The sequence below is a fragment of the Microbacterium songi genome (genome assembly GCF_042747925.1).
GTDB lineage: Bacteria > Actinomycetota > Actinomycetes > Actinomycetales > Microbacteriaceae > Microbacterium.
On record NZ_JBHZIE010000001.1, the window covers coordinates 135390 to 149972 of the forward strand.

The 14583-nt window shown below is 69.7% G+C and carries 11 protein-coding genes; 7 read left to right on the forward strand and 4 right to left on the reverse strand.

Annotated elements, in window-relative coordinates; translation table 11 throughout:
* Positions 1–41 precede the first annotated feature (41 nt).
* Positions 42–1415: an aspartate--tRNA(Asn) ligase gene (gene aspS / locus ACFM35_RS00690; RefSeq protein WP_378837094.1), complete on the reverse strand. Its 1374-nt coding sequence runs from the start codon at positions 1413–1415 to the stop codon at positions 42–44.
* A gap of 167 nt (positions 1416–1582) precedes the next feature.
* Between aspS and ACFM35_RS00695 the strand changes: the two genes are divergently transcribed.
* The 6 genes from ACFM35_RS00695 to ccsB all read left to right on the forward strand — a co-directional run bounded on the left by ACFM35_RS00695 (position 1583) and on the right by ccsB (position 7294).
* Complete coding sequence (locus tag ACFM35_RS00695) at positions 1583–2269, forward strand: DedA family protein (protein ID WP_378837096.1); 687 nt, start codon at positions 1583–1585, stop codon at positions 2267–2269.
* A 70-nt stretch (positions 2270–2339) separates the two neighbouring features.
* The gene (locus tag ACFM35_RS00700) at positions 2340–2969 is read left to right on the forward strand and encodes a histidine phosphatase family protein (RefSeq protein WP_378837098.1); all 630 of its coding nucleotides are present in this window, start codon (positions 2340–2342) and stop codon (positions 2967–2969) included.
* On the forward strand, positions 2969–3595 hold the full coding sequence (locus ACFM35_RS00705; protein WP_378837101.1) for a TlpA family protein disulfide reductase: 627 nt from the start codon (positions 2969–2971) through the stop codon (positions 3593–3595). Before ACFM35_RS00700 ends, ACFM35_RS00705 begins: the two co-directional genes overlap by 1 nt.
* Positions 3592–4419, forward strand: a complete 828-nt coding sequence (locus ACFM35_RS00710) for a cytochrome c biogenesis CcdA family protein (RefSeq protein WP_378837104.1) — start codon at positions 3592–3594, stop codon at positions 4417–4419. The genes ACFM35_RS00705 and ACFM35_RS00710 overlap by 4 nt, the downstream gene beginning before the upstream one ends.
* Complete coding sequence (resB, locus tag ACFM35_RS00715) at positions 4400–6181, forward strand: cytochrome c biogenesis protein ResB (protein WP_378837106.1); 1782 nt, start codon at positions 4400–4402, stop codon at positions 6179–6181. The genes ACFM35_RS00710 and resB overlap by 20 nt, the downstream gene beginning before the upstream one ends.
* A gap of 9 nt (positions 6182–6190) precedes the next feature.
* Positions 6191–7294: a c-type cytochrome biogenesis protein CcsB gene (gene ccsB / locus ACFM35_RS00720; RefSeq protein WP_378837109.1), complete on the forward strand. Its 1104-nt coding sequence runs from the start codon at positions 6191–6193 to the stop codon at positions 7292–7294.
* A gap of 80 nt (positions 7295–7374) precedes the next feature.
* Here the strand turns inward: ccsB and ACFM35_RS00725 are convergent, their stop codons facing one another.
* The 3 genes from ACFM35_RS00725 to ACFM35_RS00735 form a co-directional block, all read right to left on the reverse strand.
* Positions 7375–8193, reverse strand: a complete 819-nt coding sequence (locus ACFM35_RS00725; protein ID WP_378837111.1) for a hypothetical protein — start codon at positions 8191–8193, stop codon at positions 7375–7377.
* Positions 8194–8703: 510 nt separating this feature from the next.
* Positions 8704–10752: a YhgE/Pip family protein gene (locus ACFM35_RS00730; RefSeq protein ID WP_378837113.1), complete on the reverse strand. Its 2049-nt coding sequence runs from the start codon at positions 10750–10752 to the stop codon at positions 8704–8706.
* A complete protein-coding gene (locus ACFM35_RS00735; protein ID WP_378837115.1) occupies positions 10749–13688 on the reverse strand; it encodes an efflux RND transporter permease subunit in 2940 nt (979 codons plus the stop codon). Before ACFM35_RS00735 ends, ACFM35_RS00730 begins: the two co-directional genes overlap by 4 nt.
* A gap of 158 nt (positions 13689–13846) precedes the next feature.
* Here ACFM35_RS00735 and ACFM35_RS00740 point away from each other — a divergent pair, with 158 nt between their 5' ends.
* Positions 13847–14566 carry a TetR/AcrR family transcriptional regulator gene (locus ACFM35_RS00740; RefSeq protein WP_378837118.1) on the forward strand — a complete coding sequence of 240 codons (720 nt, stop codon included), beginning with the start codon at positions 13847–13849 and terminating at the stop codon, positions 14564–14566.
* The last annotated feature ends 17 nt before the right edge of the window (positions 14567–14583 follow it).

Here is a 14583-nt window from a genome sequence, read left to right on the forward strand (position 1 = left end):
TGAACAGCTGGTTGACGGCAGCTGATGGATCGGGATCGAGCTCAGGGCGCGAGCCGGGTGGGGCCCCGGAAGAGGAAGGTGACCTCGCGGATGGAGGACTCACCGAGCAGCAGCATCAGGACGCGCGCCAGACCCATGCCGAAGCCGCCGTGCGGGGGCGTGCCGTAGCGGAAGAAGTCGAGGTAGTGCTCGATGCCCTCCAGGGCGAGACCCTTCTCGAGCGCCTGCGCTTCGAGCACGTCGATGCGGTGCTCGCGCTGGGCTCCGGTCGTGATCTCCACACCCTTGTACAGCAGGTCGTAGCTCTTGGTCAGCCCGGTCTGCTCGTCCTTCATGTGGTAGAACGGCCGGATCTCGAACGGGTAGTCGGTCACGAACACGAAGTCGTGGCCGAACTGCTCCTTGACGTGCGCCGACACCTGGCGCTCACCCTCCGGCTCGAGGTCGCCATCGGTGCGCTGCGTCTCGTGGCCGCGCGCCGCCACGATGTCGCGGGCATCGGCGAGAGGGATGCGCGGGAACGGCACGGTGGGCACCTCGACCGTGACGCCGAAGAGCTCCTCGATCTCCGCGCCGTGCTTCTCCTTGACAGCGGCGATCGCGAAGGCGAGCAGCTCCTCCTGCATGCGGGCGACGTCGTCGTGCGAATCGATCCAGCTGATCTCGGCGTCGACGGAGGTGAATTCGGTCGCGTGGCGGCTCGTGAACGACGGATCGGCCCGATAGACGTCGCCGATCTCGAAGATCTTCCCGAACCCTGCTGACTGCGCCATCTGCTTGTAGTGCTGCGGGCTCTGCGCGAGGTAGGCGGTCTGGTCACCGAAATATTCCAGCGAGAACAGCTCGGCGTTCGACTCGGACGGGCTCGACATCAACTTCGGAGTGTGCAGCTCGATGTAGTCGCGCTCCACCCAGTAGGTGCGGAACGCGTGCTCGAGGGTGGTCGAGACGCGGAAGATCAGGTTGTTCCGTCGCTGACGCAGGTCGAGGAAACGCCAGTCCATGCGCTTGTCCAGGCCGGAGTCGGCGGCGATCGGCGTCTCGGGGAGCGCGGCGGACGACACTTCGAGCGCGCCGACCTTGATCTCCACTCCGCCGAGCTTGACGCGCTCGTCGTGCTTGAGCTCGCCGGTGACGGTGAGGAACGTCCCCGTCGACAACTCCGAGATGAGGGAGGTCAGCGCGAGCGCGTCCGCGTCCTGCGCGGGGGCGTCCTGGGTCGCGGCATCCTGCGCACCCTCAACGGGCGCGGCGGGACGCGTGGCGGGATTCACCAGCTGAACCGCACCGCTCTCGTCGCGCAGGACGACGAACTGCACCTTCTTCTGGTCGCGGACGGTCTCGACCCATCCCGAAACGGACACGGGACCAGCGGGGAGACCCTGAAGCTGCTTGACAAGAACGCGTTCACTCACGAGGGGACAGTCTACGCGGCGCCCCGTCGCGCCTGCGGCCCCGAACGGGGCGGTGCGGGCGCACACGTCCTTCACAGCCCCCGGTAACCCTGCCCCCGTAACGTCGACCCTGCACGAGTGCGACCCCATCCGCACGACCCCGACGATCACCGAGCGCGAGGCACCCGATGACCGCTACTGCGACCCTGACCGCCGCCGACGCAGGAACGTCCTGGCTGACGGCCCTCATCGATTGGGCGATCTCGCTCATGGAGGTCATCGGCCCCGCGGGCGCAGGACTGGCGATCGCCCTCGAGAACCTGTTCCCGCCGCTGCCGAGCGAGGTCATCCTGCCGATGGCGGGCCTGACGGCGAGCCGCGGCACGTTCACCGTCGCAGAAGCGCTCGTCTGGACCACGCTCGGATCCGTCGTGGGCGCAATGGTGCTCTACGGCATCGGCGCGTGGCTCGGCGTCGACCGCCTCCGCCGAGTGGCGGCGCGGGTCCCGCTGCTGCACCCCGAGGACATCGACCGCACCGTCGGCTGGTTCCAGCGCCACGGGGGCAAGGCCGTCTTCTTCGGCCGGATGATCCCCGTCTTCCGCAGCCTGATCTCGATCCCCGCGGGAGTCACGCGCATGCCGCTGTGGAAGTTCGGCCTGCTGACGACCGCCGGCAGCCTCATCTGGAACACGGTGTTCGTGATGGCCGGGTTCCTCCTCGGCGAGTCGTGGCACGTCGTCGAGCAGTACGCCGACATCCTGCAGTACATCGTGATCGCCGCGGTCGTCGTCGGTGTCGCATGGTTCCTGTACGTCCGCGTCCGATCCCTCGTGGGTTCGCGGCGAGCGGATGCCGCGGCATCCGGCGACTGACGCCCTGAGGAGCGCCGTGCATAGCTCCTCCCCAGCCCGCGCCCAGACCCGCCCCGCGTAGAATGGGAGGGTGCCTGCCGACCGCCTCCATCTCGTGCGTCACGGGGAGGTTCACAACCCCGACCACGTGCTCTACGGCCGACTCCCGAACTTCGGGCTGAGCGTCGAGGGCCGCAGAATGGCGCGCCAGGCGGCGGATCACGTCCACGCGTGGGAGCGCCCGATCTCGAGCCTCGTTTGCTCGCCGCTGCAGCGCGCTCAGGAGTCCGCCCGACCGTTCACCGATCTGTTCGGCATCGAGCCGCTGATCGATGAGCGCGTCATCGAGCCGACCAACGTCTTCGAGGGCAAGGTCATGAAGCGGGCGGTCATGAACCCCCTCAACTGGCGGCACCTGCGAAAGCCCGCGGTGCCCAGCTGGGGCGAACCGTACGAGCAGATCATCGCCCGGATGGACGCGGCGATGACGGATGCCTGGACCCGCGTCGACGGCGGCGATGTCGTGATCGTGTCTCACCAGCTGCCGATCTGGGTCACCCACCTCTGGGTCGCCGGAGAGCCCGCCCGCCACGATCCCCGCAAGCGCCGCTGCGGCCTGTCGAGCGTGACGAGCTTCGAACAGCGCGACGGCCACTGGGTGGAGGTCGGTTATGCCGAGCCCGCCAGCACCGTGGGGTCGATCGACGTGGGGGCCGTGTGATGCGCGGGAGACGTGGCATCGCCGGGAAGGGCAGGCGCGCGGCATCCGTCGTCCTCGCCCTCGGTGTGATGCTGGGGATGACCGCGTGCGCGAACGACCCGCTGGCCGATCAGTACCGGAGCGGTGACAACAAGGGCTACATCGCGGGCGACTTCCGCGTCGTCGAGATCCCCGCCGATCAGCGCGGTCCGGCCGTCGAGTTCGCCGGAACGACCGAGAGCGGCGAGGCCGTGTCGAGCAGCGACTACGCGGACGAAGTGCTCGTCGTCAACTTCTGGTACGCCGCGTGCGGTCCGTGCCGGGCCGAGGCGCCGGTGCTCGAGAGCGTCTGGAAGCGGTTCGACGGACAGGGTGCGTCATTCCTCGGCGTGAACTCGTACGACCAGGCTGCGACCGCCGCGAGCTTCGCGCAGGACTACGGCGTGACGTATCCCAGCGTGATCGACATCAACGACAAAAAAGTGACCCTCGCGTTCGCGGCCGTCGCGCCGCTCAGCGCCACGCCCGTGACGCTGGTGCTCGACACCCAGGGACGCGTCGCCGCCCGCATCATCGGAGCCGTGTCGGAGGAGGACGAGTCCATCCTCAGTTCCCTCGTCTCCGACGCCATCGCGGAGACCTCGTGAACGAGATCGTCGCCGGCGGGGCGCTCTGGGTCGCGGTGCCGATCGCCGTCCTGGCGGGGCTCGTGTCATTCCTCTCGCCGTGCGTCCTGCCCCTCGTGCCGGGTTACCTCGGCTTCATCGGCGGAGCAGTCCAGCCGCGCCGTGCCCCGACCGCCGTCGCGGTCGGCCGGGGGACGACCGTCGACTCCGCGCCGGGTGCGGGTGCGGGTGCGGGTGAGGATACTCCGACGGGTGCGGATGCGCCTTCGCGCGGTCGGCTCCTCGGCGGAGTCCTGCTGTTCATCGCCGGTTTCACCGTGGTGTTCATGGCCATCAACATCTTCGGCGGCACGCTCGGTGTGGCCCTGATCCAGTACCGCGATCTGATCACCCGCATCATGGGCGTCGTCATCATCCTGCTCGGGCTGGTGTTCATCGGCGCCCTCGGGATGGCCCAGCGCACGTTCCGCCCACAGGTGCGCGGCAACGTCGGACTCGTCGGCGCACCCCTGCTCGGCCTTGCGCTCGGCATCGGCTGGGCGCCCTGCATCGGCCCCACCCTCAGCGTCATCCTGGGGATGTCCCTGGACTCGGCCTCCGCCGGGCGCGGTGCCCTTCTCGGACTCGCGTACTCCCTGGGCCTCGGCATCCCGTTCGTCCTGCTGACGCTCGGATTCGGGTGGGCGACCCGCTCGGTGTCATTCCTGCGACGGCATATCCGCACCGTGAACCTCATCGGCGGCGCTCTGCTCGTGCTGCTCGGCGTGCTGATGGTCTCCGGCGTGTGGACCGCTCTGATGTCGCAGCTGCAGGGGGTGCTGCTCGGTGTCCCGCTCCCCATCTGAGTCGCGTGGGACCGGGCGGGGCTCCGGCTCGGGCGACCCGCTCCGCCCCTCCGACCACATCGACGGCGTCGCAGTCGGCGACCGCACCCCGTCGGAGTCCGACGACGGGTCGATCACGCAGCCGGCGCTCGGCCCGCTCGGGTGGGCGCGCTGGGCGTGGCGCCAGCTCACGAGCATGCGCACCGCGCTCGTACTGCTGCTGCTGCTCGCGATCGCCGCCGTCCCGGGCTCGATCGTGCCGCAGCGCAGTGCCGACCCCAACGGGGTCACGCAGTACTACACCGACAACCCCGACCTCGCGCCCGTACTCGACAGGCTGCAGCTGTTCGACGTGTACTCGTCCGCGTGGTTCTCGTCGATCTACATCCTGCTGTTCGTCTCGCTCATCGGGTGCGTCATCCCGCGCACGAAGCACCACTGGAAGGCACTGCGCGCCCGTCCGCCGCGCACCCCCGCGCGGCTGTCGCGCCTCGACGATCACACCGAGTCGTTCGTGGAGCTGGCGCCGGGGCAGGATGCCGCGGGCGTGGCGGGCTCGGCCATCGATCTGGCGGCGGCCCAGCTGAAACGCGCCGGTTACCGTGTCGAGCGCTACGACGCGCGCGGTGCCCTCTCGGTGTCGGCGGAGCGCGGGTACCTGCGCGAGACGGGGAACCTCGTCTTCCACATCGCCCTGATCGGCGTGCTCATCGCCGTCGGCCTCGGCGGAGGTTTCACCTACACCGGCCAGCGTGTCGTGGTCGAAGGGACGACGTTCGTCAACGCGCTCACCGACTACTCCTCGTTCAACCCCGGGAGGTTCGTGGATCCGGAGCGCCTGACGCCCTACTCGATGACGCTCGACAGCTTCGATGTCACCTACCAGGCGCCCGGCACCGCCGGAGGCGGCCAGGCGGGCGACTTCGCCGCACATGTGACGACCCAGCTGTCGGGCCAGGACCCGACCGACGGCGTCGTGCGGGTCAACCACCCGCTCACGATCGCCGGCGACCGCGTCTACCTGCTCGGCAACGGCTACGCCCCCACGCTGACCGTGCGCAACGCGGCCGGTGACGTCGTCTTCCACGATTCGGTGCCGTTCCTGCCGCAGGACGCGAACCTGACCTCGCTCGGCGTCATCAAGGTGCCGGACGGGCTTCCCGAGCAGCTCGGTCTCGTGGGCTTCTTCTACCCGACCGCGCAGAAGCTCGACAGCGGGGCGCTGACCTCGGTGTTCGGCGACCTGGTGTACCCGACACTGACGCTGAACGTGTACGCCGGCGACCTGGGTATCGACGACGGCACCCCGCGCTCGGTCTACACGCTCGACACGTCGAGCATGACGAAGCTGACCGGCATGGACACGGACGCGTCCTCGATCGAGCTCGTGCCCGGCCAGAGCGCCCAACTGCCCAATGGATGGGGCTCCGTCACGTTCGACGACGAGTCCCTCGACGGCGAGGGCGCATCGGTCAAGCGCTTCGCGTCGCTCTCCATCCACCGCGACGCCGCGGGGCCCTGGGTGCTCACGTTCGCGATCCTCTCGCTGGCGGGGCTGCTGGCCGCGCTCTTCGTGCCGCGTCGTCGCATGTGGGTCAAGGCGACCCCCGACGGAAACACCGTCCGCATCGAGTACGCGGGCCTCGCCCGCGGCGAGGATCCGGCGCTCCGGGCGGCGGTGGAACAGGTCTCGCAGAAGCACGGGGACGCGCTCGAAACAGTGCTGCGCGCAGACCGCGTACGGTCGCAGTCACCCGCCGGTGAGGCATCCGACCGCGCGTAGAATGGGGGCATGCCCGCAACCGACACGCTCACGCTGGATTCCGTCTCGGTCCTGCTGGTCTGGACCGCGATCGCGGTCTACGCCCTCGCGTTCATCGCGTACGCCATCGACCTCTCCCGCCGGTCGGCGCTCGCCGTCGACGCGCGGGGCGCCGCGGAGCGGGACGCCGCGACCGAGCGGTACGCCGCGACCGAGCGGTCCCGTCAGCTGGTCACCGCCGGCGGTGCGGGCACGACCGTCGGTGGGTCCGCCGCGGCTGATCGACTCCGTGTCGACGAGCGTGCGGCCGAGGAAGCCATGCAGGCGCGGCCCGGCAAGCGCGTCAAGCAGACGTGGGCGCGCATCGGCACGTCGCTGACTCTTCTGGGCTTCCTCTTCCACGTCGCCGCCGACGTGACGCGCGGCATCGCGGCCGGCCGCGTGCCGTGGTCGAACATGTACGAGTTCGCGCTGACGGGCACGATGCTGATCGTCGCCGTCTACCTGGTCGTGCTGTTCCGCTACGACCTGCGCTTCCTCGGCACGTTCATCACCGGGATGATCGTGCTGCTGCTCGGTGGCACCGCACTGCAGTTCTACGTCGAGATCACGCCCCTCGCCGACCCGCTCAAGTCGGTGTGGCTGGTCGTGCACGTGTTCGTCGCCTCGCTCGCCACCGCGCTGTTCGCCCTCGCCTTCGGGCTCTCGGTCGTGCAGCTCCTCCAGGCCCGACGCGAGCGCAAGGTCATCGCTGCCGTCGCGGTCGAGGCCGGATCGCCCGCGGTGAAGACGGGACCCGCGTTCCTGCGGACCCTGCCCTCCGCCGACACCCTCGAATCGCTCGCGTACCGGTTCGCGATCCTCGGATTCATCTTCTGGACCTTCACGCTGATCGCGGGCTCCATCTGGGCCAATGACGCGTGGGGCCGCTACTGGGGTTTCGACACAAAGGAGGTCTGGACCTTCGTGATCTGGGTCCTCTACGCCGGCTACATCCACGCCCGCGCCACGCGCGGCTGGCGCGGCACCCGGTCGGCCTGGCTCTCGATCATCGGCTTCAGTGCGGTCATGTTCAATTTCACGATCGTCAACATGTTCTTCAAGGGCCTGCACGTCTACTCGGGACTCACCTGATTCGATCCGCTGATCGGGCGGAACACGCCTCGATTTCGGTGGCGGAATTCGGTCCGCCACTGCTGTCACGAGGCGCGCATTCATGGCTGCCACCCTCGAGCCAGGAGGGCGGCACGTGCGCGATCCAGAATCAGTCGTCTTGGATCGTTGTAGTGGTGCGCGAGGACGCGCACGTTGACCCAACCGGCTGACAGCAGAGCGTCCCAGCGGTCGGCGTCACGTGCGAACTGCCGGGGGTCTTCGGCGTGATGACGGCCGTCGTATTCGACGCACACGCGATAGTGGGGAAACGCCATGTCGAGGCGTGCGACGAGGCTCCCGTCCGCGTCGCGAAGCTCCCAATTGAGCATCGGTTCGGGCAGGCCTCCTCGCACGAGGACGAGGCGGGTCTCGGTCTCTCGCGGCGACTCGCTCCCCGTCCGAACTTCCTTCATCGCGGCGTCCAGTCGTGACACCCCGACCCTTCGCAGGCGATGCGCGGCGCGATGCAGTTCTTCGACCGAGGCGAGGACGCGTCGCCCGACCAGCGCGTCGGCCACGATGATCAGCTCGTCGGTGGTGAGAGATGTGGCCAGCTGAGCCCACGTCTCCGCCGGACGGGTGACGGGGAGTCCTGCAAACCGCGTGAGGTCCCGGCGCGGATCGACCTGCATACGCGAGGCGTTCACACCGGGGGTGCGCGGCGCGCGGCGCGGCGCGACTCCGGATACGTCGAGGGGCAGCACGGGCACGGACGAGGGGAGCGGGAGTCGCCACAGGGCGGCGGCGGTCTTGCCGCTGAAGAAGTGCTCTGGTGACATGCGCGGCAGAAGGGCGCGACACGCTCGGTCGACAGCGGCGTATCGCTGGTCACTCGTGAGCAGACCCGACGGGGCGTCGATGTCCTGACGGTTGCGCATGCGCCGCACTCCGTAGAACGGCGCTTCCAGGTCGCGTGCACGGAGCCGTCGGGGTGTCACACCCGCGTCGAGCGCCTCACCGACGCGGAAAGCGCGGTTTCTCAACTGCGGGGGGAGTGGGCTCGGGTGCACTCGTCGAGTAGACCGCGTCGGAAAGACCCTGCACATCGCCGGGATCAGACCGGTGGATGCTTCAACCGATGTCTCCCATGGGGAGGAACGAGCTCTGGGCCAAAGATCGCCGGGTTCGTCGCCACTTCGCGTCACACTCTGGCCTTCGAACGTGGATGGCCCGGCGGCGACGGCCGGTGGCCGAACCCTGCCGGATGCGTCCACGCGGAACGTCACACTCTGGCCTTCGAACGTGAATGGCCCCGGCGGCGACGGCCGGTGGCCGAACCCTGCCGGATGCGTCCACGCGGAACGTCACACTCCGGCCTCTGAAGGAGTGGGGCCATCGGCGTGCGCCGGGCCGGGCCGGCTGCGGCGCGCACCCGGCCCGGGCCCGGTTCAGGCGGGCAGAGCGGATGCCGCGACCAGATCGCGCACGGCGATCGAGCGCTTCCTCGTCACGACGATCACGGTCACGGCCAGCGACAGGACGGTCCAAATGACGAGTCCGGCGATGCCGGCCCCGATCCCTCCGGCGCCGGCGAGGGCGCCGAGCATGGCGTCGTACGCCGGCGCGGTGGGCATGAACCCCGCGATGCCGGCGAGCCACCCGGGGATGGTGGAGACCACTCCGGTTGCAACCACGAGCACGGCGACCAGCGCGGCCACCCAGCGACCGAAGCCGCGCAGAAGCGCGACCAGCGCCTGGTTGACAGCGGCGAACGCCACCCCTGTCAGTGCGGCGATGCCGGCGAACGCCCACCAGTCAGCCCACGAGTAGGAGGCGGCCGACTGTACGACCGCCGCCACAGCGAGGCCCTGCAGCAGGCCGATCAGCGCGCCCGGGGCGAAGCTGCGCAGCGCCAGCAACGCCGACGGCCGCCGTGATGCGAGCGCGCGCCGGGTGACGGCCTGCAGGGCGATGAATGAGGCGAGCCCGCCGACCCAGAGGGCGAGGGTCGCGAGCAGCGGCACAGCGGATGCCCCGAACAATGACGTGCCGGCGCCGTCGGCGGTCACCGGGTTGCTGACGACATCCGCGAGGTTCTGCGCCTCGGAGTCGGTGTAGGACGGCAGTGACGATGCCGCGGTCGTGAGGCCGTCCGCGAGCGACGACGTACCGTCGGCGAGAGTGCTCACCCCGGTGGCGAGTGTGCCGGCACCGGTCGACAGCTGCGTCGCGCCGTCTGCGAGCTGGCTTGCGCCGGACTCGAGCGCGCGGGCGCCGTCGGCGGACTGCGTCGTGCCGGAGGCGAGCTGTCCGAGACCGGATGCCAGGGCGTCGGTCTGGTTCGCGATCTCGGTGAGACCGGCGCTCGTCTGGGTGGTGAGGGTCTGGATGCCGCTCGCCGTGGGGCCGGCGTACCCGCTGGCGGTGCCGGCACTGCGCGCGGCCGTGACGGCGTCGCCGGCAGCCGCACCCGCGGCACCCGCTGTGGACGCGGCGACACCGGCGGCGTCGGCGAGCTCGCCGCAGAACTGCGCCGACCCGCCGGACGCGGAGCATTGCGCACTGAGGTCGCCCAGCGTCGCCGACAGCCCGCCGCTCGTCTGCGCGACCCCGCCCACCGAGGCGGCCAGCGCGGCGGTCTGAGAGGCGGAGGTGCTCGCCTCGGCCGCCGCGGTGTTCGCGGCGTTCACCAGCTGCGGATCACCCACCCCCGCGACGACCTGACGCACGCCGCCGGCGAGCTGCGAAGCTCCGCTCGAGGACTGCGAGATGCCCGAGGCGATCGTATCGAGACCCGAGCCGAGCGAGCCGGCTCCGGTCGCGATGCCGGTCGCGCCGTCGGCGAGCTGCGCCGCGCCGCTCGGCAGCGCCGCAGCGCCGTCGGCCGCCTGACGTGCACCGTCGGCGAGCTGATGCGCGCCGTCTGCGGCGCTCCCCAGCTGGTCGCCGAGCGTCGTGAATCCGAGGAACACGTTGTCGAGGGTCGCCGAGGAGATCGTGGAACCCATGACGGATGCCGCAGCCTGCGTGACCTGAGCGCTGATGGCGTCGTCGACGATGCGCGCGTCCGGTGGCGTGCTGACCGAGATCGTCGCCTGTTCGGGGGTACCCGTGCCGCCGATGGCCTGTCCGCCGGAGGTCGCGGCGGCCGAGAAGTTCTCGGGAATCGTCACGACCGCCTGATAGGTGCCGTCCGCGAGGCCTTCCGCGGCATCCGATGTGTTCGAGACGACCCACGTGAGATTGCTCGCCAGGTCGTCCGACCCCTCGACGAGCCCCGCGGTGAGCTGCCGTCCGAGCGGCGTGACCTGATCGTTGATCGTGACGGGCTCATCGTTGTTGACGATCGCCGCCGTCATCTCGCTGAGACGCTCGGTGGGGTTGTAGAGGGCCGCCACCAGGATCCCCCCGATGACGACGGGCAGCAGGATCACGCCGATGACCGTGAGCCAGGTGATGGGCTTGCGCGTGCGGGCGCGCTCGATGGGGAGGGTCATGCGTTCACCTCGTGGGTGTCGGGAGTCGGAGTGGTCGGGGCGGGCGCGGACGGATGCTCGGCATCGTCCCGCTGCACGGCCGCCGGATCGTGCGGCGCGGGGATGCCGCGGCGGGGCGGCAATCGAAGATCGAGCGTGTCGACGATCGATCCGGTCGCGCCGAGCAGGAGGCGCACATCAGTGTCGTCGACGGCCCCGGCGATGATCGTCAGCCGCCGATCGGCGGAACGCGCACGCTCCGCGGCATCCCGGAGCGCAGCCATCACCTGATCGCGTTCGGCGTCATCGGTGACCGTGTCGAGCCCGTCGATGACGACCAGGCGCGGGGTGCCGGCCAGCGCGCGCTGCAGCTCCTTCACGGGGGCGAATCCGTCGTCGCCGCCGATGAGGGCGACCCCGACGTGGCTGCGCACCCACGCGGCACGGGCGGGCAGCAGATGCCCTGCCACTTTGAGCGTGCCTTCCGACGGGGTCACGCGCCCGGCGAAGGTGAGGAGGAGTGCACGGATGCTGCGGCGATCGGCGCCCGTCACGACGAGCGTCTCGCCGCTGTCGACCCGTACCGCGACATCGTCGTAGAGGGCGAGGTCGCCCTGCCGCAGCGCGATACCGGTACCGACGACCACCGCGGTGGTGTCGGGCTCGGGCCAATCCGCCATGGCGAGCTCGCGTTCGACCGCTTCGCCCTCCACGTCGAAGTGGGGGAGGAGACGATCCAGCCACCGTGGAATCCACCACGCCTTCGCGCCCAGGAGGGTCATGACCGCGGGGACCAGCGTCATGCGCACGACGAACGCGTCGACGAAGACGCCGACGGCCAGTCCGAGCGCGATCGGCTTCAGGCTGCTGTCTCCCTCGGGGACGAACGCGGCGAAGATCGAGAACATGATGATCGCGGCGGCGACCACGACGCGGGACGACCCGACGAACCCCGACTCGACCGCGCCGAGCGCTGCGGTGCGGTCGCTCTCGTGCGGGTGGCTGCGACGGCGATGCACGTAGTCCTCACGCATGCGGGAGACGAGGAAGACCTCGTAGTCCATCGCGAGGCCGAACAGCACCCCCATCACGACGATGGGCATGAAGCTGATGATCGGGCCGACCGATGAGACGTGCAGGATGTCTGCGAACCAGCCCCACGAGAAGACCGCGCTGACCACGCCGAACGCGGCGCCGATCGACAGCAGGTAGCCGAGGGTCGCCTTGATGGGCACCCAGATGGACCGGAAGACGATGGCCAGCAGGATGATCGAGAGTCCGACCACGAACAGGCCGAACGGGATCAGGGCGGCACCCAGCTGGTCGGAGATGTCGATCGCGACCGCGGTGAAACCGGTCACCTTCAGGTCGACGCCGTACTCGTCCAGAAGACGGTCGTGCTGATCGCGCAGCTCCCGCACGAGCGCGGCGGTGGCAGGATCGTCGGGCGCCGTCGTGGGGATGAGCTGGACGATGCCGGTGTCGGCGGTCTCGTTCGGGGTCGCCAGCGCCACCGTCTTCACGCCCGGGAGTGTCGCGATGTCGTCACCGAGGTCGGTCATCAGGCCGAGCGGGTCTGTACTCGTCACGATTGTGCCGGTCATGATGATCGGCCCGTTGAAGCCCGGACCGAACTTCTCGCTCACGAGGTCGTAGCTCTGGCGGGCCTCGGTGTCGGCGGGCAGCATGCCGGCGTTCGGCAGGGCAAGCGTCAGGCTCGCGAGGGGCACGGTGGCGATCCCCAGCCCGACGACGACGGCGACGGTGGTGAGCACGGGGTGCTTCATGACGCCGCGCACCCAGCGTCGCGAGAACGTCACCTTCTCCCTACGGCGAGTGGCGGGCCGCGGAGAGCCTTCGCCGACACTGTCCGGGTCGGCGTCGTCCGCGGGCGCGGACGTGGCGGACGCGGCGGACGACGCGTGCCGCGGCATCCGTCCTCGCACGCGTTCCTTGAGCAGGCCCAGCAGCGCCGGGGTCAGCGTCGTGGCGACGAGCACCGCGAGGAAGACGGCGACCGAGGCGGCGATGCCCATCGTCGTCAGGAAGGGGATACCCGCGAACGACAGTCCGATGAGGGCGATCAGCACGGTGATTCCGGCGAACACGACGGCCGAGCCGGCGGTGCCCGTCGCGCGCGCCGCGGACTCCTCGACCGGCATCCCCGCGCGCACTTGATCCTGATGTCGGGCGACGATGAACAGCGAATAGTCGATGCCGACAGCCAGCCCGAGCATGAGGGCCAGCAGAGGTGTCGTCGAGGACACCGTGGCGAAGGCTGTGGCGATGAAGATCAGCGTCATCGAGAGCCCGACACCGAGGATGGCCGTCAAGAGGGGGAGTCCTGCCACGACGAAGGAACGGAAGGTCACGATCAGCACCAGCAGGGCGATGAGCAGGCCGATCGCCTCGGTGATGGTCACGCCGGGGATGGACTGTGAGAACAGATCACCGCCGAGGAGCACCTGTGAGCCGTCCGGCAGTGCGTCCTGCAGCGTGGTGGTGACCTCGCGCAGATCGGTCTTCGTGTCGGCGGTGACATCGCTCGTCTGACCGTCGAACTGCAGGCGGACGATCGCGGCGGAGTCGTCGTCCGAGACGAGACCCGACACGTTCTCGTCGAAGGGGTCGGTGGCCGCGCTGACCTGGTCGAGGTCTCCGAACGAGCCCACGGCGTCCTCGATGGCGTCCTTGTAGGGCGCCTCGTCGATGGGTGCGCCGTCAGCGGTGACGACGATCAGCTGCGCGCTCGTGCCGCTCGCCTGCGGGAATGTGCGCGCGAGCTGCTCGATGCCCTCCTGCGATTCGGTGCCGGGGATGGAGAAGGTGTTGTCGGTTCCCGCGCTGAAGACGACGGCCCCGCCGCCGGCGAGGGCGAGCAGCAGCGCCCACGTCGCGATGACGCGCCACGGTCGCCGATACGACCACCGGCCGAGGGCGTAGAGAAGAGTGGACACGGTGCCTCCGGGATCAGACAGTGCTGCGGGTTTGGATACACCGATGTATCCGATACATATGTGTATCGTAGGTCGCGGAACGGTCTCGAGTCTGAGAGTCGGGTGTGAGGGAGCACCGGCCCCGGACCCGCCCCGCCGGCCCTTCCGAAGGAGAAGCAGTGAGCGACACCATGAGCACCCCCGCGGGCACCTCCACCGGCGCCGCCGTAGACGAGGTCGCCGACACCGCGGCCCTGGCGGATATCCCGCCGACACCCGCGAACGAGGCCGTCCCGGCCAGCGCCCGCCGGGAGCGCACCCGCCAGAGACTGCTGGATGCCGCCGCTCAGGTGTTCGCCGAGGTCGGGCTGGACGCGGCATCCGTGGAGGCGATCTGCGAACGCGCCGGTTTCACCCGGGGGGCGTTCTACTCGAACTTCGTGTCGAAGGACGAGCTCTTCCTGGAGCTCGCCGGCCGGGTGTCGGACGAGAAGCTGTCGGCCGTGACCGAGCGCGTGCGGGAGCTGGAGTCGGCGTCCGAGCTGTCGGGCAGCCCCGGGGAGCTCGTCGGCCGACTGCTCGACGTCGAGAACGACAGTCGATCAGGGGTCCTGCTGCTCAGCGAGATCCGCAACCGGGCGCTCCGCGACGCGACGTTGGCCGCCTCGTACACCCGGTGGGAGGACGCGATGACATCACGTGTCGCCGATCTCATCCGCGACATCGTGCGTGCCAGCGGCCTGCCTCTCAAACTGCCGCCGGAGGACCTCGCACAGATGTTCCTGACCACGTGGGAGACCGCCGCCCTGCGGGCCGCGATGGACGGTCTCGATGACGCGGAGCTGTGCCTCGCGATCAACGCGCGCATGCGGATCCTCGCCGAGGTCATCGCCGGCTGACCCGCGGGCGATCTCCT